This is a genomic window from Thermoactinomyces intermedius, from assembly GCF_013912365.1.
GTDB lineage: Bacteria > Bacillota > Bacilli > Thermoactinomycetales > Thermoactinomycetaceae > Thermoactinomyces > Thermoactinomyces intermedius.
Window position 1 is genome coordinate 1 of record NZ_JACETT010000061.1, and the last position, 19,388, is coordinate 19,388.

At 43.4% G+C, this 19,388-nt stretch carries 21 protein-coding genes and 1 pseudogene; 11 read left to right on the top strand and 11 right to left on the bottom strand.

All coding sequences use genetic code 11. The features are described 5' to 3' along the window. The 5 genes from H1R82_RS13085 to H1R82_RS13105 form a co-directional block, all read left to right on the top strand. Positions 1–915 (top strand): DNA/RNA non-specific endonuclease (locus H1R82_RS13085; RefSeq protein ID WP_258873908.1); only part of this gene is annotated, 915 nt, incomplete at its 5' end. Then, entirely contained in the window at positions 916–1,392 is a 477-nt protein-coding gene (locus H1R82_RS13090) for an antitoxin YezG family protein (RefSeq protein WP_037993051.1), read from the top strand. A gap of 138 nt (positions 1,393–1,530) precedes the next feature. Continuing rightward, positions 1,531–2,010 carry a hypothetical protein gene (locus H1R82_RS13095; protein WP_181731520.1) on the top strand — a complete coding sequence of 160 codons (480 nt, stop codon included), beginning with the start codon at positions 1,531–1,533 and terminating at the stop codon, positions 2,008–2,010. A 76-nt stretch (positions 2,011–2,086) separates the two neighbouring features. Beyond that, the gene (locus H1R82_RS13100; RefSeq protein WP_181731519.1) at positions 2,087–2,575 is read left to right on the top strand and encodes an antitoxin YezG family protein; all 489 of its coding nucleotides are present in this window, start codon (positions 2,087–2,089) and stop codon (positions 2,573–2,575) included. A 161-nt stretch (positions 2,576–2,736) separates the two neighbouring features. Next, positions 2,737–3,219, top strand: coding sequence for a hypothetical protein (locus H1R82_RS13105; protein WP_181731518.1), 483 nt, complete (start codon positions 2,737–2,739; stop codon positions 3,217–3,219). 260 nt (positions 3,220–3,479) lie between these two features. Here H1R82_RS13105 and H1R82_RS13110 read toward each other — a convergent pair whose 3' ends face one another. Further along, positions 3,480–4,595: an acyltransferase family protein gene (locus H1R82_RS13110; protein WP_181731517.1), complete on the bottom strand. Its 1,116-nt coding sequence runs from the start codon at positions 4,593–4,595 to the stop codon at positions 3,480–3,482. A gap of 268 nt (positions 4,596–4,863) precedes the next feature. Here H1R82_RS13110 and H1R82_RS14745 point away from each other — a divergent pair, with 268 nt between their 5' ends. Continuing rightward, positions 4,864–4,986: a hypothetical protein gene (locus H1R82_RS14745; protein WP_258873909.1), complete on the top strand. Its 123-nt coding sequence runs from the start codon at positions 4,864–4,866 to the stop codon at positions 4,984–4,986. A gap of 85 nt (positions 4,987–5,071) precedes the next feature. Here the strand turns inward: H1R82_RS14745 and H1R82_RS13115 are convergent, their stop codons facing one another. Next, a complete protein-coding gene (locus H1R82_RS13115) occupies positions 5,072–5,734 on the bottom strand; it encodes a class I SAM-dependent methyltransferase (protein WP_181731516.1) in 663 nt (220 codons plus the stop codon). 199 nt (positions 5,735–5,933) lie between these two features. Between H1R82_RS13115 and H1R82_RS13120 the strand changes: the two genes are divergently transcribed. Both H1R82_RS13120 and H1R82_RS13125 read left to right on the top strand, forming a co-directional pair. Then, the gene (locus H1R82_RS13120) at positions 5,934–6,512 is read left to right on the top strand and encodes a TetR/AcrR family transcriptional regulator C-terminal domain-containing protein (protein ID WP_181731515.1); all 579 of its coding nucleotides are present in this window, start codon (positions 5,934–5,936) and stop codon (positions 6,510–6,512) included. Positions 6,513–6,863: 351 nt separating this feature from the next. Further along, positions 6,864–7,727 (top strand): AraC family transcriptional regulator, encoded by an 864-nt coding sequence (locus H1R82_RS13125; RefSeq protein WP_181731514.1) that lies wholly within the window; start codon positions 6,864–6,866, stop codon positions 7,725–7,727. Between the two features lie 356 nt (positions 7,728–8,083). Here the strand turns inward: H1R82_RS13125 and H1R82_RS13130 are convergent, their stop codons facing one another. The 5 genes from H1R82_RS13130 to H1R82_RS13150 form a co-directional block, all read right to left on the bottom strand. Beyond that, entirely contained in the window at positions 8,084–9,331 is a 1,248-nt protein-coding gene (locus H1R82_RS13130) for a DUF4153 domain-containing protein (protein ID WP_181731513.1), read from the bottom strand. 62 nt (positions 9,332–9,393) lie between these two features. Further along, complete coding sequence (locus H1R82_RS13135) at positions 9,394–9,618, bottom strand: helix-turn-helix domain-containing protein (protein WP_181731512.1); 225 nt, start codon at positions 9,616–9,618, stop codon at positions 9,394–9,396. A gap of 10 nt (positions 9,619–9,628) precedes the next feature. After that, positions 9,629–10,081 (bottom strand): DUF2975 domain-containing protein, encoded by a 453-nt coding sequence (locus H1R82_RS13140; protein ID WP_181731511.1) that lies wholly within the window; start codon positions 10,079–10,081, stop codon positions 9,629–9,631. Positions 10,082–10,439: 358 nt separating this feature from the next. Next, positions 10,440–11,276, bottom strand: coding sequence for a nucleotidyltransferase domain-containing protein (locus H1R82_RS13145; RefSeq protein WP_181731510.1), 837 nt, complete (start codon positions 11,274–11,276; stop codon positions 10,440–10,442). An 88-nt stretch (positions 11,277–11,364) separates the two neighbouring features. Further along, positions 11,365–12,102 carry a MerR family transcriptional regulator gene (locus H1R82_RS13150; RefSeq protein WP_181731509.1) on the bottom strand — a complete coding sequence of 246 codons (738 nt, stop codon included), beginning with the start codon at positions 12,100–12,102 and terminating at the stop codon, positions 11,365–11,367. Between the two features lie 372 nt (positions 12,103–12,474). Here H1R82_RS13150 and ahpC point away from each other — a divergent pair, with 372 nt between their 5' ends. Together ahpC and ahpF are read left to right on the top strand one after the other, a co-directional pair. Further along, on the top strand, positions 12,475–13,038 hold the full coding sequence (gene ahpC, locus H1R82_RS13155) for an alkyl hydroperoxide reductase subunit C (RefSeq protein WP_181731508.1): 564 nt from the start codon (positions 12,475–12,477) through the stop codon (positions 13,036–13,038). A 14-nt stretch (positions 13,039–13,052) separates the two neighbouring features. Then, the gene (gene ahpF / locus H1R82_RS13160) at positions 13,053–14,579 is read left to right on the top strand and encodes an alkyl hydroperoxide reductase subunit F (RefSeq protein ID WP_181731507.1); all 1,527 of its coding nucleotides are present in this window, start codon (positions 13,053–13,055) and stop codon (positions 14,577–14,579) included. Positions 14,580–14,692: 113 nt separating this feature from the next. On the opposite strand, the gene H1R82_RS13165 is transcribed toward ahpF, so the two are convergent. Together H1R82_RS13165 and H1R82_RS13170 are read right to left on the bottom strand one after the other, a co-directional pair. After that, on the bottom strand, positions 14,693–15,502 hold the full coding sequence (locus H1R82_RS13165; RefSeq protein ID WP_181731506.1) for an alpha/beta fold hydrolase: 810 nt from the start codon (positions 15,500–15,502) through the stop codon (positions 14,693–14,695). 129 nt (positions 15,503–15,631) lie between these two features. Further along, complete coding sequence (locus H1R82_RS13170) at positions 15,632–17,053, bottom strand: MDR family MFS transporter (protein WP_181731505.1); 1,422 nt, start codon at positions 17,051–17,053, stop codon at positions 15,632–15,634. Positions 17,054–17,209: 156 nt separating this feature from the next. Here H1R82_RS13170 and H1R82_RS13175 point away from each other — a divergent pair, with 156 nt between their 5' ends. After that, the gene (locus H1R82_RS13175) at positions 17,210–17,809 is read left to right on the top strand and encodes a TetR/AcrR family transcriptional regulator (protein WP_181731504.1); all 600 of its coding nucleotides are present in this window, start codon (positions 17,210–17,212) and stop codon (positions 17,807–17,809) included. Between the two features lie 453 nt (positions 17,810–18,262). Here the strand turns inward: H1R82_RS13175 and H1R82_RS13180 are convergent, their stop codons facing one another. After that, positions 18,263–19,147 carry an alpha/beta hydrolase gene (locus tag H1R82_RS13180; RefSeq protein WP_181731503.1) on the bottom strand — a complete coding sequence of 295 codons (885 nt, stop codon included), beginning with the start codon at positions 19,145–19,147 and terminating at the stop codon, positions 18,263–18,265. A gap of 109 nt (positions 19,148–19,256) precedes the next feature. Beyond that, positions 19,257–19,365, bottom strand: a pseudogene (locus tag H1R82_RS13185) (IS1595 family transposase); the annotation flags it as partial. Positions 19,366–19,388 lie beyond the last annotated feature (23 nt).

Below are 19,388 nucleotides of genomic sequence, written 5' to 3' on the forward strand. Positions count from 1 at the left end.
GCTTCCCGGGGCTTGGCCAGTGGCATCGGGCAAAAACTGATCATGGGTGCCAAGAATTCCAAAGTCTTGGGACCTGTTCTGCGCGGAGGTCAAAAACTGGTTTCCAAATTGCCGGCACCTCTGCAAAACATGTTTACCAAAGGTGGAGTCATCGGAGCAGTAGAAGGCGCCGGTACAAGCGTCGCAGACGATATTTTGCACGGGCGAAAAATCAATTGGAAAAATGCAGTCTTATCGGGAATAGGCGGCGCAGCACTGGTCGGATTAGGATCATTCATCGTTCCCAAGTTGGACCCAATCATCGATAAAGTAACCACCGCATTCAAAAAATCAGAAACTGTTGAAATCGCAGCAAAACAAGTCGCAGATTGTTTTTCTTATCGATATCAATCAAACAGTTATTTGGCATCCATAGCACTGGCTTCTCCAATTAAATGTGAAAAATATGGAGAGCACTTCACCAAAAGAAATGGCAAAAAAGCTTTAAAAGCAAACATTGAATACACTTCAAATGAAGGCTATAAATATATAACCGATGCAAACGGAAGAATCATAGACATTGAAGCATCCTTAAAATTAGGCAAAGGAAAAAGGAATAATTATGCTCAAAGGACCGTGGGTGGTGATGACAGGTTGCCAGATGACGATGGCGGCCATTTAATAGCGACTATTTTCAAAGGATCTGGTGAAATTGATAACCTGGTCCCGATGAACTCTAATCTGAACAGAGGTGAATGGAAAAAGTTGGAGAACGAATGGAAAGAAGAATTACTTCATAATAATGAAGTTAAGGTCAAAATAAATCCTAAATACATTGGCAATTCAAATCGACCAGATTACTTTAAAATAAAATATAAAATTGGTGATGATCCTTGGGTTGAAATTGAGTTTAAAAATAGACCAGGAGGTAAATAAATGGAAGCTCAATTAGGAAAAATATATCAGCAGATTGGAGAAACCATTGTTGAAATGATTCCCGAAGAATGGGAAAAAGTTTATTTGTATGCGGAAGTGAGTGAAGGATTTAGTTATGTTTACTTTTACTACTACCCTGTAAATCATTCATCCCCTGTTTACTTTTTGGATATTCCCGAAAAATTTCATATCAGCGATACGGAGTTTGATGAAATTAAGCACCAATTATTCGAAGAGTTTGTGAAGTTGTGGGAAACCTTCAGAGAACATAACCAAGAGCCTTGGACCAACCTGACTTTGTTCTTGGATTCATCCGGAAAATTAAAAATCCATTTCGACTATGAAGATCTCTCTCATGCGAGCCCGCGAAAACGCAGAATCATTTGGAGATATCAATATCTTGGAATTGTACCAGAAAATCAGAGGGACAGATCTTTTATAGATGAATATCTAAAACAGAAAAAAGAGGATATATAAAAATGTTTACAGTATCTTTCTCCATAACGTTATCATTGCTTAAAGCACTGCATTTTCCACCGGCTCCCCATTGGCAATGAGGCCGGCATGATTAGTTTAACGAATTTTAACAGACTGGCATTACGGGAGCGAATTCGAATGGATCGTAAAATCAAATCACTCCTCCAAGAAGGAATTAATTTAGAAAAAGAAAATGTCATTCAGCATTTTCGGTATTTATTACAATATCCGTTTCATCCGGATACAACCTTTATCTTGTTAGAAATCAGAGGTGACAGAGGGATTTTTGGTGCAACGATCACACCCATGAACGGATTTGGAAGACAACTCAACATGGATGCTAATGGAGAAGACCCGAAAGTGGGTTCCTTTGGATTCTATGCTTATGAAAAACTGGAGCAAGTGCTTCCACCAGAGGAATTCGAAAAGCTGGAAGAAGATGAAGAGCTAGTGGATGATATGGATGATTATGTAAAAGAATATTTACTTCAGTTTTTTCAAGAGTGTTTTGACCAAGCCGGCGGAAAGAAATCGAAACTCCCTTATTATCTGGGCTATACAAATGGCGATGTCTATGACTTGTTAACAGAAAGGTGGATTGACTCTTCGGTTGAATAACACGAAAAACCGGTTTCTATTGTAGAATTGAAACCGGTTTTCTTTTTTATTTATTTTACGGGGGGAAGATAAATCCATGGATACTCCATTCGAAACCCAATCAGAAAAGCTTTATCAACAAATCGGAGAAACCATTGTTGAAATGATTCCCGAAGAATGGGAGAAAGTTTATTTGTATGGAGAAGTGAATGAAGGATTTTGTTATTCTTTTTTCTACTATTATCCTGAAAACAGCACATCACCTGTTTATTACATGGATATACCGAAAAGGTTTCATATAGATCAGTCTGAGTTTGATAAAGTGCTCTTTCAATTATTTGACCATCTTGAAGAATTGTGGGAAACCTTCAAAAAACATGACCAAGAGCCTTGGACCAATCTGACTTTGTACTTAGATTCATCCGGAAAAATAAAAATCCATTTCGACTATGAAGATCTCTCCGATGCCAATCCTCTGCATCGCCGAATCATTTGGAAGTATCGATACCTTGGAATGATCCCAGAAGAACAAGAGGACAGAGAATTTTTGGAAGAATACTTAAAAAAAGAAAAGGAAGAAAAGTAAAGTCTCCCCTTTTATCTCTTATTTTCATTGATCATGCTCGTGTTTTACTCCGGGTTTATAACAAAACTCCCAAAGTTTTTTGCCGGCTCCCCATTGGCAATGGAGTCGGCATGATTAATTTGACGAATTTTAACTGACTGGCATTACGGGAGCGAATTCGAATGGACCCAAAAATTAAGTTACTTTTACAAGAGGCAATGAATGATAAAAAAGAAAAAGTGATTGCTTATTTCCCTTATTTATTTCAGTATCCGTTTCATCCGGATACCACCTTTATTTTGTTGGAAGTCAGAGGGGATGGCGGCATTTTTGGTGTAACGATTTCGCCCATGAACGGGTGGGGAACCCAGCTTTTCACCGATGCTAATGGACAAGAGCTTAAATTTGGAAATGCTCCCTTTGGATTTTATGCCTATGAAAAACTGGAGCAAGAACTTTCACCAGAGGAATTCGAAAAGCTGGAAGAAGATGAAGAACTCGTAGAGGAAATGGATTCCCATGTTAAAGATTACTTTGTTCCGTTTTTTCAGGAATGCTTTAACAAAGCCGGCGGAAAGAAATCGAAACTCCCTTATTATCTGTACTATCCAAATTCAGCCGAAGCATATGACTTGTTAACAGAAAAGTGGTTAGAAACTTTTTGATGAACATGACCAAAAAACCGGTTTCTATTGTAGAATGGAAACCGGTTTTCTTTTTTATTTTAACTTTCCGAAAAATTTCATATCAGCGATACGGGGTTTGATGAAATCAGGCACCAATTATTTGAAAAGAGTTTGTGCCTCCAGAGAACATGACCAGGAACCTTGGACTAATTTGACTTTGTTTCGGGTTCATCCGGAAAATCAGAGGGACAGGAAACATTTTGGAAGCATATCTAAAAAAAAGAAGCCGGCTCCTCGAATCAAACGGGAGCCGGTTGTTTTACTTTTTTCCTCTTCATCCCGAGCACAAGATAGCGGATGACTGGAATTCTCCGCAATCCCTCATAGAGGAGAAACGTGCCGGGCAGTTCGATGGCCAAGGCCAAAAAGTAATTCAGGGACTTCGGCAAGGGACTGAAATGGTGAACATAGAAACAAACCACCTGAACGACCAAGTAATGCACCACATAAAAACCGAAGCTGGATCGGGTCATATAGGATGCAAAAGCGGACGTTTTATTAAACCAGGCTTTGCCACAGCCGAGGATCGCAAGGATGGCGGCCCACAGATAGCAGTTGGTCAAAAAGCTTGTCAGGCACTTTGTGGAGACGAAACTTTCCCCAAAGTAACGGACGGTAAAGGCCACTCCCAGAATGACGGCCGCCAGCAACATGGGAATCCGGATTTTTTCGACGGCGTTTTGAACCTCATCATGGGAAAAAACAAAGTAACCGATCAGATAAGCTGCGCCATAAATCCCAAATCGGTACGTTGTGATCACAGGCGGATTCAAAACCTGTGCCGCCCCCCAGATGACAAAAACGAGCGACAGGATCATGACGATGTTGATTTTCCCGCAAAAGGCCCAGATTTTGTCGTTTTTATCCATTTTACGGATCAACACCAAGAAGACAGAAAATAAAAACAGCATTTGGATAAACCACAAAGGGCCGGTTCCGGCCATGGCAAAAACGGGATAACGCATCCAAACCGGAATGGAATCGAGCCCGCCTCCCCACTTGATATTCAAGTACCCGGAGATCCAGTGAAAGACAAACAAACCCAGGGTGGACGGAACCAGAAGCTTGTTCACTTTGTCTTTTAAAAATTCCCGGTGGGTCCGCTTGTAGAGCGCATACCTGGCGCTGATCCCGGCAATTAAAAAAAGGATGACCATAAACCACGGATAAACGATATAAGAAAACGTATCAAACGCGCGTACCCCGGCATCATCTGCAACCGGGAAAGGCACGCCGACCGTGTTGAACAGATAAAACACATGGTAAATCAAGACCAAAATCACTGTTACCCAGCGAATATTGTCCAAATAATGGACTCTGCCAACCTTATGGATATCAGACTTTACGCTTGTCATCATGCTTTCCCCTTTGAACCGGCGGTGCCGGCCTGATGTATTTTCGCTTTTATCTTTTGCCCTCATCCATGATTTTTTTCTTTGGTGCGTCTGGTATAACTAGTATTACTAGTATAACAAATTATACTTAAGGGTATTATTTTTGTCAAAGGAATCATCCTCTTGCCCTCATTTGCGGCGATCATATCCATGATTTCCGTTACAAATCCCTGTAGACATATCTTGAAGAGTGGTGCCGGATGCTTGTGTAAGGATAAGACATGCAAGAATGAAAGACATTTTCATCAAGGAAGGAATCGGAGAGAAGTTGAATGAGATGAATGGTGAAATGGAAGACAAAAAAAACGCCAATCAGGCCAGATGTTATCCCCTGGATTGGCAGGCGGTTTAACGGAGCGCACGGAATCGACGTTTCCGCTTTTCAGATACAACCATTCATTTTGTGAATCAGCTTTCGCCAGAGCAACCCGTTTCATTTACTTATAAAGATAGACATACAAACTGATACCTTCTTTTTTAATCTTGTAATTTTCAAAACGCGATTCGTTGATTAATCGCTCAAACTCTTCTTTGGTGTATGCGCCTTGCCTCAGAAAAGTTTTAAATGAGAACTTTACAAAATATTTGTCAAATCCTTTCATGCCTGTCTTCTTGATTTCATTCTCTATATCTTCTGCGGTGGCCTCGTGATTCATGTCGATGATCAGTGCGGTTCCGCCCTGTTTCAGTACTCTGTGCATTTCATTCAATGCTTTTAAGGGCTCCTTGAAGTTTTTGAATGCCGCACTACATACCACAAAATCGAAAAAATTGTCGTCACAAGGCAAACTGGATGCATTTCCTTCTTTAAAATCAACAAATACACCGGCTTTCTTTGCGTTGGCTTTTTCAATTTTCACAAAATCGGGACTGATCTCGACACCCGTTACATGAAAACCTCTCCCTGCAAGCTCGATGGCCAAATAACCCGGGCCGGGGGCGACTTCCAAAATCTTTGCGTTTTCGCCAACATGCGATGCCACTTCATTGGCATATTCCCGCATTTCTGCCAGCCGGTTCTTACGCGTGTTTCGGTCATACCATTTGGCCGCCAAGCCATAGATCCCGACATCTTTCTTTTTTCTCCCGTTCTTGATCATGCCTTTCACCATCCCTTTTCAACCGGAAATCAATCTGCCAGTCACCGGTGCAAAGTCCCCCTGCCTTGGATGGATTGATAATCCGGTTGCAACAGGTTATAATGCAATCACCTAACATTGTTAGTCCGCTTATACTGCCAGTATACAATCTAACACCGTTAGTGTCAATGTTTCTAAAATATTCTTTTGGAGTGATTGGATGACCATAACCAAAGAAGCCATTATCAAAGCATCTCTGGATCTGTTAAACCGGGATGGCATAGGGAATTTGACAATGCGGGCACTTGCGAAGGAGTTAAACATCAAGGCGGCTTCCTTGTACTGGCATATCAAAAATAAACAGGAATTATATGATTTGATCGCAGAACACATTACCCGGGATGTAACTTTGCCCGAATCAATCGACCATGCCGAAGAAACATTAACAGCCATTGCCTTGGAATTCAGGAGGGTTTTGCTTCATACCCGGGATGCGGTCGATATTTTTGCGCAATCTGTCCCCAAAACCCCGGCCAGAATCAAAGCCATCAAATTTGTTTTATCTGCCCTGACCAAGCTCGGGGTATCTGACAAAAACTGTATGACTGCGGCCAATCTCATCAATAATTACATATTATCGTTTGTCGCCGATGAAATCCGGGCAAAGCAGCTTTCTTCAGAGGAACTTGAGCAGTTTGAAATGCTTTTTGGCAAGCAATATGCATTTGATTCGGACTTTGAACGGCAGTTCCTGTACGGGTTAAACGTGTTACTGACAGGATTGTTACATGTGAAATAGACATGAGACGGACGCCGGTTGCTCCTTCTCGCAATGATCAACTCTTCAATGCCCCCACCAAAAAGACCATGCTTACAGTGAGATTTGGATTCCGGTCAAAAAACGAAAATAAACAAAACAAAGGGGTTTTCCGGACAAGTGACGGAAAACCCTTTGTTTGTCCCATTGCAACTTCCTCAATGGCAACTCCCTTGTACCAACATCACACCACCGGTTTTAAAAACGATTGAAAACGTATACAACGGACAATGAGGTACTCGTTTGATGATCCGATCTTTTTCGGATGAAAAAAGTCGAGCGGCAATGAAAGGCGTTTTGTTATGATGTGGATGCCGAAGGGGGGAATACCATGTGTTAAAAGAATTGAATGACGTGATCAACTATATTGAGGATCATTTGACCGATGAACTGACTCTGGAATCCATTTCGGAATATGCCGGGGTTTCGGACTACCACTTTCGGAAGATATTTTTTTATCTTACCGGCTTTACTCTGAGTGAATATATAAAAAACCGGAGATTATCGGAAGCCGGCATGGACTTGTTGCAAGGAGAGACCGTGACCGATGTGGCTTTGAAATACGGTTATACCCTCGACGGCTTTACCCGGGCTTTCAAAAAATGGAGCGGTCATTTGCCCTCGGATGTCGTCAAGAACGGCGTCAGCCAATCTTTTCCCAAACTTTCATTTGTCATCACAGTCAAAGGAGGCCATGCCATGGAGTTTCGAATCGAAGACAAACCGGCGTTTAATCTAGTCGGTGTCAAGAAACGGGTTCCCATGCAATTCAAAGGAATCAACCAAGACATTGTCAAACTGGCGGAAAGCATCACGGATGAGCAAAAAGAAGAAATGCATTCGCTTCAAAACATCGAGCCTTATGAAGTCGTCAATGCTTCTTATGAAGCAGATGCTGACTTCTTAAAAGAAGAAGGCGAATTGACGCATATGATCGGAGTTTTGACGACGAAAAATCAGGTGAGTGACCGGTTGGATAAGGTGACGGTGCCTGCATGCACTTGGGCCGTCTTCCCCAATGAAGGGCCCTTCCCTTCCACACTGCAGGAAACCATGGCCAAAGTGTATTCCGAATGGCTCCCCTCTTCCAATTATGAACTCATCAATGCCCCTGCTTTTTCCTTTTCCAAACGGGATCAAAGCCAAAAAAATCATGCTTACAGCGAGATTTGGATTCCGGTCAAAAAACGAAAATAAAACAAAACAAAGGGTTTTCCGGACAAGTGACGGAAAACCCTTTGTTCGCAGATGTTTATATATCATTTGATATATATTTTATACATATCTTTTGTATGCTTTGTTCTGTTTTCATTGTATTCCGGGGAATCCAATTCAAGCAGTTCCGGCATCTCCCGGGACACTTCCCGGAACAATGGTTGACATTTCATTTTTTCAAGCAATGGCTCAGTACCATCCGGATCTTCGGGAGAATTGTTGGAAACTTCCTATTCCAACTTATCTGTTTAAAACTCCGGTACCTTGTTCTGATCATCTGCAATGGGTGACTCCTGGCGTTGTGCTGACATCCGGATGTGCGCCCGATTGTTTTCTGATTAAAAAATCAAAGGAAAAGCAAATGTAACAAAAGCGGCCCAAAGTCCGTAGACCGGCAAATATTTCGTCACGGCCTCCTGGATGGTTGAAGGTCCGGTTTTGCTTTGCAGAAAACGCAAATAGGACAGCATAATCCAAATCAGATTGGCCCAGATCAGTATATTTACGCCTAAAGCAGCAAACCTGTTAGGCGATATCCCATAAGAAGAAAGCCTGAACACGATGGCTGATAAAGCCACACTGTCAACGGCAAGCGAAAGAACAATCAGGGCAAAATTGATATAATCAAAAATATTCTTTTTCTCGTCTGCGCCACTTTCCGTAATGGAAAAAATGGTGACAGCCAGTACACTAAGGAGCATTCCGTTGAAGGATATGAGAAAATCGCGATCCAGGAATGGATTCTTTCCGACCCAAATCACCGTTATAAGATAGCCAAACAATGTGGCAAGTACAAGAGGGCTGAAAATTTTGGCTATATATGGTGCAATATTTATAGCAAGTTTAAGGTGGTTTCTGGATATCAGGTATGCAGCCACAACAGCGAGAGCGGCAGCACCAAATGAAACAACATTTTTAAAATAGAATTCAGATATATCCATCCCGACAAATCTGAATAACTGCATGGTTAATGCTGTCAGCAACATTCCGCTGATTGCCATACTGGCGTAGAGGATGCAAAATTCCCCATTCCATTTCAGATAGGCTAATCTTGCACTGCCTTTTCCATATTCATTTCCTGTAAATGCCACACCCAATAATCCCCATAAGAAAACGGGAAGGTGCAGATAAACAAGGAAAATGCTGTCTTTCATCTCCAGTGGCAGCATATTAAGATAGATTCCGCAAATCAGGAATAATGATCCAAGAGTGTAAAGAATATTTTTTTTGGGTTTACTATTGTATACAAAACAGGCGGCAATAAATGGAAACAACCCGAAAACAAGGTTAACCGGGGCTATTGTTTGCTGTTCGACAAAATGCCAAATGATCCTGGTGCTTATCCCGGCCATAATGGCCAAAATGGCCGTAAATACAAAATCTTTTGGTAGCAAGGAAACTTTTTCTCTAGTTTCTGTTTCCTTAAAATGCAATCTTTCATACCAAACAGCAAGAACCGGCGAATCAGGATTTTGTTCCCAGGCGTATAAGAATGCCTTTCTGAAAGCTTCGGGGTCTTTCCTGTACATTCTCTCCAGTTCATGAGGGTTGGCCATATTTTTAATAATCGGATTGTTATGGTCCATGGTGATATCTCTCCAAATAACAGTTATATCAATCCCTGCTTTTCTGCATCAATATTTATACCTTATGATCCTTGACTCTCTTCATCACTTCGATATTCCAAAATATCTCCAGGCTGACATTCCAAAGCCTTACAAATCGCATCTAAAGTTGACAAACGAATCGCTTTTGCCTTTCCATTTTTCAATACAGACAGATTGGCCATCGTGATTCCGACCCTCTCCGAAAGTTCGGTTAAACTCATTTTCCTTTTGGCCAACATTACGTCAAGATTGATGATAATCGCCAAGTTATTCACCTCAGACCGTTAAATCATTTTCCGTTTTTATCTCTATGGCTTCTTTTAAGAGTTTTTGGAGAACAGCAGCAAAAACTGCAATCACAGAGGAAGCAAATATAAATATAACCGGGAATCCCACGAGACCTGGGGCATCATCTGCATCCGCCACTGGAATTAAGAACGGGATGACTGCCACATATAAGATGCTGATTGTGACGGCACAGTATTTGATATACTTTAATGCTTGTACAGATAATTCCGAGAAAGCTTTGTTCCTGTCAATATAGCTTAACAGCTTTAAAGCCTGATACAGAGCAAAGAAAAACGGGATTATTGTTGCATACACAGTGATTAAAACGGGATAAGGCAAATAATTTGCAAAAGAAGGCAACCAAAATACAGACAGAGCAAGGATGGGAATTCCAATAAGAATAACAGCGATCTTTAAAAAGAGTGTGGAACCTCGTTTCATAGAAAGCACCTCACTAATGGATTATCGATTTTATCCTAATGCATTTTTTATCGTTTTGCAATAAATAATTATCGATTTTAAATTCATTTTTATCGTTTTAAGATATGAAACCTCCGGTCTGAAGTGCATGGCTTTTGAGAATCCCCACAGCTTACAGCGAGATTTGGATTCCTGTAAAAAAAATAAAAATGACCGAAAACAAACCCAAACAAAAATCAGGGTTTTCCAATGGAAACGGAAAACCCACTTAATTACACAGATAGTTAATATATCATTTGATCTATATTTTAATACATATATTTTGCATGATTTTTTATGATTGATATGTAAAGCCGATTCATCTATCTGTTTGTTATATTTATTCTCCCTCTGTTGCATGCCCGGCTGTTTGTTTCACCTCGTGATAAAGCTGCTCCGCCTTGTCGCAGCATTCGGGAAGGGAAGTTCCAAGGGCTTCGAAAATCCGATTCACCTTCAAGCGGTAGTTTTGCGGTTTGTATTCAAACGTTTCCACCAGCTCCACCGCTTTCTTTTCGTTGATGCAATATTGACGGTTCAAAGCAAACAACACCTGATTTAAACAGGAAACAGCACGAAAAATCTGACCGGCCACATAATATTTGTCACCCGTTTTCGCATTGGCTCTGGCAAATTCGAGAGAAAATCCGGCTTCAAACAAGAAAAAACGGATCATGCTCTCCTTTAAGGCATCCGGATAAATTTCCGCCTGTTTCTTCAACTTCACAAACCGGTTACTTTTGGCGTACAGGATTTGGCTGATGGCCAATTCGCCGCGATACATGGCACTGATATAGCCGTGGGGATGTCCGGTCTGGTAATTGGCGGTTACGATACCTTGCCCGGTTTCATCCATGATTTTCTCCACCCGTTTCATGTCACGTAAAATCAGATCGACATGATACCCTTTTATGATTAACCAACCGCCACCATTCACCCATTCTCCCCATGCCCCGGGAGGCACAACCAGGTTGCTGCGATGCCCGTCATCCAACGCGGTTGCCAATGGATTGAGCGCATCCAAATCGAAGGACTCCGGATCATAATAGATCCCGATATCGATATCGGAATCGGGCAAGTGGTTGCCTCTGGCGCGGGATCCCCCCAATACAACCGCTTCAACAAAAGGCAAAGAGGATAATTTTTCGGTCACTTCTTGTATGATCGATTCCACCACGTTCAATCCCTCCTTCTGATGAACATTCATCCCCATCCTTATAGAAAAAGACCGCCAATCATTCTGACGGCGGTCCCGGTCGGATTGTTTAACCGGACGCATAATTCTCTGCTGCACAGAAGAGATAATAACTCAAGCCGGTCTGTTGCGCTTCCATTTGCTTCCGGTGAAAATCATCCATGATGAAAAACCGGGCTTGGGCCAAAAATCCTTTTGCATCCATGTCCATGTCTTTTTGAAGGAACCGGATGTGTTTTTCAACCGCATCCCGTACCCGCTTGTCGTTGACGCTGATGCCGTTTCTCAAGGCGGATGCCATAAACGACATAAATTCAATCGCTTCATTCGCCTTTTCGTTCATCGTGTCAGCATGGATTTCGCTGGAATCGATTTCGTAGCCGTAGTTTTTTTGCAAATACTCATTCTGCTCTTTCATCGCTTCTTTCCATTCTGTTTCATTCAACCCGGAAAACATCTTATCCTTTCTCATCGGAATTTCCTCCTTTTCATGCCGGATGGTTTCCTCCAATGTCCGCAAAATGCCGACCAGTCTCCGCTCTTTTTCTTTTAAGAGGGAATGCTGCTCCAACAGACAACTCAGCCGGTCCGTTTGCTGATCCAACAAGTCTTTGATTTTCTTCAGCGGAAAATCCAACTCGCGATAAAATAAAATTTGCTGCAACCGTTTTAATTCCTGATCGCCATAATACCGGTAGCCGTTGTCGTCCACTCGCTTTGGCATCAACAGTCCGATTTTGTGATAATGGTGCAACGTCTTCACGGTCACACCGGAGAGTTTCGCCACTTCTTGCACGGTATAAGACACATTGCTTCACCTCCCGCCATCCACTCTAAAGTCTCCCCCAAGGTCAGGGTCAAGAAAATTTCCGCATTTTTTTTATTCATCAAAAGCGCATGATTACTATTCATGATGAGTTATGATAATAATAAATAAAAGATGAAAATGAAGACGCTTCAACCAAAGGGGAACCGAAGCTCAGCCCTGCATCCGGAAGCGGACGGAGCCCGGCAAACCGCTTTCTTGGCGGCATCGGGGACCGTTTCAATTGTTCAGTTACTTAAACGTTGACAACAAGATAAATTATAATTATTATTAAATAGGAATTAATTAAAGAAGCGAGCCTTCAATCCCCACGAAGCGCTTCATATATCTTAAAAAAACAGGAGGAAACAAGCCATGTCTTTAATCGGTAAAAAAGTTGAACCTTTCAAATTGCAAGCTTACAGAAATGGTGAATTCGTCGAAGTGACGGAAGAAGATTTCAAAGGTCATTGGAGCGTTGTTTGCTTCTATCCGGCAGACTTTACTTTTGTTTGCCCGACCGAGCTTGAAGACTTGCAAGATCATTATGAAACCCTGAAAAAGCTGGACACGGAAGTATTCTCTGTTTCCGCTGACACCCATTTCGTACACAAAGCATGGCATGATCATTCCGAAGCCATCAGCAAAATCACCTACACCATGATCGGTGACCCGGCTCATGTGCTGATCAACATGTTCGATGTATTGAGAGAAGAAGAAGGTGTGGCTGATCGCGGTACCTTCATCATCGATCCGGACGGCGTGATCCAAGCTGTCGAAATCAACGCTGACGGCATCGGACGCGACGCAAGCACCATCGTGGACAAAATCAAAGCCGCTCAATACGTACGCAACCATCCTGGCGAAGTTTGCCCAGCAAAATGGAAAGAAGGAGAAGAAACCCTGAAGCCGAGCCTTGACCTGGTTGGAAAAATCTGAGGAGAGCGATATACATGCTGGATGCAGAAATAAAAACACAACTGGAACAGTATCTCCAACTATTGGAAAACGATATCGTTCTTAAAGTGAGCGCCGGCTCCGATAAAGTATCCCAAGACATGCTCGCCTTCGTGGATGAAGTCGCGGGCATGTCCCCGAAAATCAAAATGGAAAAAACCACATTGGAGCGCACGCCCAGCTTTAGCGTGGACCGTGTTGGAGAAGATTCAGGAATTGTCTTTGCAGGAATTCCTCTGGGTCACGAGTTTTCTTCCTTTGTGCTGGCTCTGTTGCAAGTCAGCGGCAGACCGCCCAAAGTGGAGCAAAGCATTATTGACCAAATTAAAAATCTTGATGGCGAATACCACTTCGAAACGTATGTCAGCCTGAGTTGCACCAACTGCCCGGATGTGGTGCAGGCTTTGAACATGATGAGTGTTTTGAATCCGGGTATCAAACACACCATGATCGAAGGAAAAGCCTATCAGGAAGAAGTGGAAAGCAAAGACATCCTGGCTGTGCCCACGGTATACCTGAATGGCGAATTTTTCGAAAGCGGACGGATGACGATCGGTGACATTCTCAAAAAGCTCGGAAGCGAATCCGATCCATCGGAATTCAACAAAAAAGAGCCGTTTGATGTCCTCATCATCGGCGGAGGGCCTGCCGGCGCAACGGCGGCCATTTATGCGGCGCGCAAAGGGGTTCGCACCGGCATCATCGCCGACCGTTTCGGCGGCCAGATTTTGGACACCACCACCATTGAAAACTTCATCTCCGTCAAACAAACCGACGGGGAAAAACTAGCTTCCCAACTGGAAGCGCATGTCAGGGATTACCCTGTCGATGTGATGGATTCACAAACGGTCAAACGGATCGAAAAGAAAGACGACATGATTGACATCTTCCTGGAAAACGGTGCCGTGTTAAAAAGCAAAACCGTCATTATTGCAACGGGTGCCCGTTGGCGTAATGTCGGTGTTCCCGGAGAAGAGAAATTCCGGAACAAAGGCGTGGCAAACTGCACGCACTGTGACGCACCGTTATTCGCCGGAAAAGACGTAGCCGTCATCGGCGGAGGAAACTCCGGCATCGAGTCGGCCATCGACCTGGCAGGGATCGCCAATCATGTCACCGTCCTCGAATTTATGCCTGAACTAAAAGCAGACGAAGTTCTGCAAAAACGCCTGAACAGCCTTCCCAACGTCACCGTGATTACCAATGCCCAAACCAAGGAAATCACTGGCACAGATAAAGTGGACGGAATCAAATATGTCGACCGTGAAACCGGTGAAGAGCATCACATCAAACTGCAAGGTGTCTTTGTCCAAATCGGTCTCGTGCCGAATACCGAATGGTTGGAAGGCACGGTTGAAATGGATCGCGGCCAAATTATCGTCGATGCCAAAGGTGCCACCAACGTTCCGGGCATCTTTGCCGCAGGGGATTGTACCAACAGCGCCTACAAACAAATCATCATTTCCATGGGCTCCGGTGCAACCGCCGCATTGGGAGCATTTGACTATCTGATCCGCAATTAAGGGTTTTATCCCGGTTGCCCTGCTGATCATCAGCGGGGCAACTTTTTTTGTGCAAAAAACAAAAAAGGGCTCCTTGCTTGAAGCCCCGGGTGACAGGATGTCCGGCGGTTTGCTCAGTCGCCGATAAATCTGGCCAATTGATGATTAAATTCTTCCTTCTCATCATAAAAAGATCCGTGTCCGGAAAATTGAAACGGGACCAACCTGGCATTCCGGATCATCCTTTGTTGGATTTCTCCCAGCTCAAACGGAACCACTTGGTCATGAATGCCGTGAATGATTAAAACCGGCACCCGGATCACTTCCAGATCGGCAAACAACACTTCCCGGATCCAGGTTTTTGCAACGGCGGCCGTGGCCCATCCCGCCGCCTCCAACCCCAATTGGAAAAACCAGTCGGAAAATGCTTGAGATGTATGTTGGTAAAAAAAGCGGTCCCCGAAATCCCGAAGCATCCGGGGACGGTCCCGGTAAGTGTCCTTGATGATCTGCAATATGGTTTCTTTCTCAACCCCGTATGGAAAATCGGTTCGCCGGACCAAACTGGGGGCAGCGGCTGCGACCAAAACCAGCTTCGACACCCCGTAACCCTGATGCCGTCCCATATACCTGGCCACAATGGCACCGCCGGTGGAGTGCCCGACCAATGTAAAATCACACAACCCCAGCGCCTCCACCACCCCTCTCACATCATCGGCCAACGTATCATAATCATAGCCGGAAAAGGGTTTGTCTGACTTGCCAAAGCCCCGGATATCCATGCCGATACAGCGATACCCGTATTTGGGAAGCCGGTTGAACTGGTATTCAAACAGATGATGATTGCCGGGCCAACCGTGCAAAAACAAAATGGCCTTTTGGCATTCGGGCCTTAAATCTTCGACATATATATTGATATGATTTGCCTTCACATAGTAACCCATGGCTTTCCTCCTTCATGAATATGTCAGGTCATTCTATTCATGAAGACATTGCAATATGCCGGAACCCACCCCGCCGGCCTTTTTTCAAAATAATGCCCGAAGTGACAAATCCACCTCGGGCTTGTCTCCTTATTGATTCTGCACCTGAGGCCCTGTCATCCGGCTTTTCAGTTTGTTTGTTAAAAACAATGCCGGCAGGATGCTGATCACCATGAAGATCAAACTTGTCACAAAACCGGCATGATAAGCACCGGCCAAGTGGGCTGCCACGGCTCCCCCTTGATGGAGGAAATGGCTCACCACGGTTGCCAAAACGGCGGAACCGGAAGCCGCCCCGACGTTTTGGATGATGCGAGTGGCCACGCTGGCTGCCGGCATCTGCGACCTTTCCAGTCCCACATAAGCATCGCTCATCACAGGGACCGTGATCCCTCCAACGCCGATTCCGCGTATGAAGAGTACAATCCAGATGATCCACTGCGCCGTGGCAACATCAAAAAATATAAATGGGAACGTCCCGATGATGGTGATGGCAATCGAAGGCAATACAACATACCGGGCTCCGATCTTATCCGTCAAGTTGCCAATCAACGGCCGTGCCACCAGCATCCCCAAGCCTTGGGGAACCAGCCACAGTGCCGATGTGATCACATCCAGGCCGAGTACATTTTGAAAAAACATCGGGAAGAGAAGCATGGGTCCGTTGGTGGCAAAACCGGCCAGGAACAGGGAAAAGAACACGGCACTGAAATTTTTGGATTGGAACAGATCCAGCGGAATCAATGCTTTGCTTTTTTGCTTCCATGCATAAAACAGGTAGGAAATCAGCGACAGAGCGGCAATCCCCAAAGCCAGAATGCCCGTGGCTGCATGCTTGCTTTCCGCCCGGATCTCCGTGATGCCATAGATAAACATACCCGATAACAGCGCCAACAAAAAAATACCGGCCCAGTCCAGTTTTGCCGATCGATTCACCGGTTCAAATTTTGGAAGCTTCCATTGCGCAATGATGAGTGCAACGGCTCCGACCGGAAGGTTTACAAAGAACAACCACGGCCACTCGGAGTGTTGCAAAATCAACCCTCCGATCACCGGTCCGGCAATCGGGCCAAAAACAACCGGAATGCCGACAACAGACATGAGACGCCCGATGTTTTCGCCGCCGGCAGCTTGTGCAACCAAGGTCGTCAACGTTGGAATGATGATGCCGGAAGCGATCCCCTGCAACACACGAAATGCAATCAGGCTCTCAATGTTCCAGGCAAATCCGGAAAGGAGCGAGCTGATCAAAAACAGCCCCAATGCGTACATATACACCTTCTTGCCGTCATATTTTTGCATCAGCCATCCGGAGAAAGGGACGGCCATCCCCAACGCAAGAATATATCCGGTCACAACCCATTGCGTAACAACAAAAGAAGCTGAAAACACTTTTTCCAAATCATTCACCGCAATATTCACGATCGTGGAGTCCAACATCGGCGGCAGTGCGCCAAGCACCAAAATCCACGCGATGCCGAGTAATCCTTTGGGCAATTTTTCTTTTTCCATTTTTCCACCCCCTAATTAAGATACATATTGCACTTTAATTAATATACACAGGAATGATATAAGATTCAATATGTACCTTATTTCCAAAAGCCATATGGTATAATGTTTTAGAAAAATTTTGGTTTGGCGACTGACTTCCCGAAAGAGGGTGAAAAAATGAAAGATCCAAACAAGAATACGCGCAGAAGAGGAGACACGCTGACCGAAAGCATTTATGACGCCACGATCGAGCTGATCAAAAAAGTCGGTTATAACCATCTGACCTTTCAGCAAATCGCACAGGCCGCCAAAACCAGCCGTTCGGTCTTGTACCGCCGTTGGAAAACTCCCTTGGATTTGATCCGTGACATCGTGGCATATAAAGCAATCGACGCACTCGACGGGGCATTGATTGATAAAATTGAGGACACCGGAAGTTTGCGCGGGGACTTATTGCAGTTGCTCACAATCTACCAAAGCATATATGACCAGTGCGAGCGCGAAATCATGAATGCGATTTTATTTGAAATGGGGCAAAATAAAGAAATCGCGGCTGAACTTGAAATCAACGCAACCAATAAAAACATTGAGATCATGCGAAAACTGCTCGGGTTCGCCAAAAAACGGGGAGAAAAAATAAAAGAGGTCAGCGACGAGACACTGACCTTGCCTTTTGACCTGATCCGGATTGAAAATATTTTGCGCAAAGATGGGATTAATACCAAACGGTTGGAACGGCTGGTGGACGAAATATTGCTTCCGGTTTATCTTGCTTGACGACTCCCGCTCGCGGGCAAGAATTCTGTTTTCTTGTCCACCCTAAATTCCCTCCGGATTGATACTGAAAAAGATCCGGAAATGATCAGTGCTTTTTTATCAAATCCGGATCCAATGTCTTTCTGTCAATCTTTTTTTCATCAATGCCACACACTCCACGTGTCTCGAGTGTTGACGGCAGACGAATTATAACAAATGAGATGTAGTGGTGCATTATCACTTCTTTTCAATACCTTTTATGTTACGGAGCCGATTGTGGAAGTGAACCAATAAAAAAACAAAAGAAATTTATGATACCTTGGCTCAATGAAGATTTGAAAAGTATGTAAAATAAAAAGGCTCTGTTACAAATATGGTTGTGTAATTGTAAAGGACACGTTATCTCCTCTACAAACCGGGATTTGTGCATTTCACTTATCTTCTAACGTATACGAGAATCAGATCTGTCTTGTTTTACAATAATATCTCATTATAAAAGTTGATATAATCATTAATAGCTTCTTCAAAATACGGATTTAAATAAATATCAAAGTGTCCGCAATCATACTGTTTACAAGTTGAGTATTTAGTGTTTCCTGCAAGCTGTATGGTTTTTTCTGCAGGAGCCAATGAATCTTTTGAACAAACCGCAACATAAATCGGATTGTTGATTTTGCTGAAATATTTGCCGGGAGAATACTTGACAAATTCAAGTAATGTTCTTGCTGGTGCTTCATTTCTAAATTCTGCATCTCCAATAAATCTCTTTGTGGTTTCCTCATCGGCTTCCATAAACGCATTTTCTCCCTTGTATGTGGAGAGTTTCAGCATAACGGGATGATATCCTCTTATACAGGATAATAAGTCAGCAATAACAAAAGGTACTTTTTTCAGGATATAAGGCAGGGATACCATTTTTACTGTGGCCATGGTATCCGTATATGGACATTGTGCTATTGTTGCTTTAATATCATTTCTGTGTGCCGACAGCCATATTACATGCCCGCCGCTGAATGAAGTGCCAAAGAGCAAAAGATTCTCTCCGTCAATGCGATTGTCTTTTTTGATATATTCGATGGCATTATTCCAATCTTCGAGCTGCATTTTTACATTTATCAGTTGTCTTTTATTGCCGTCACTTGCTCCAAAGTTACGATAGTCAAATAAAAAGCAAGCGTATCCTGCTTCTGCAAATCTTTCAGCGTATTCATATAAACGCATTTCACGAGTTCCACCCAATCCGTGAGCCATTACAATTATGGGGCATTTTTTATCGCTTGCTGGTAAATACAACCATGCACTGCATCTTGTTCCCTTGGAATAAAAGTCAACATCTTCCCGCTGGAATGAATTCCCCATAATTACCTCCTTTCAATATTGTTCCATAAATTCTGATTTGTCAGAATCCGCGGGGCGAACGAATTGCTGGCCTCTTGACTGCATTTTTCAGACCTCAATGTAATGCAGTTGTTAATATACTGGATATTATAAATGCCATTCTTGCTCTTTCCTGTTTTCAACTGTACTAATTTATTTCCTTTTATATTTGAAAACTTAACATATGAATTCATTTTATCCCCTTAAAAAATATATAATAAAT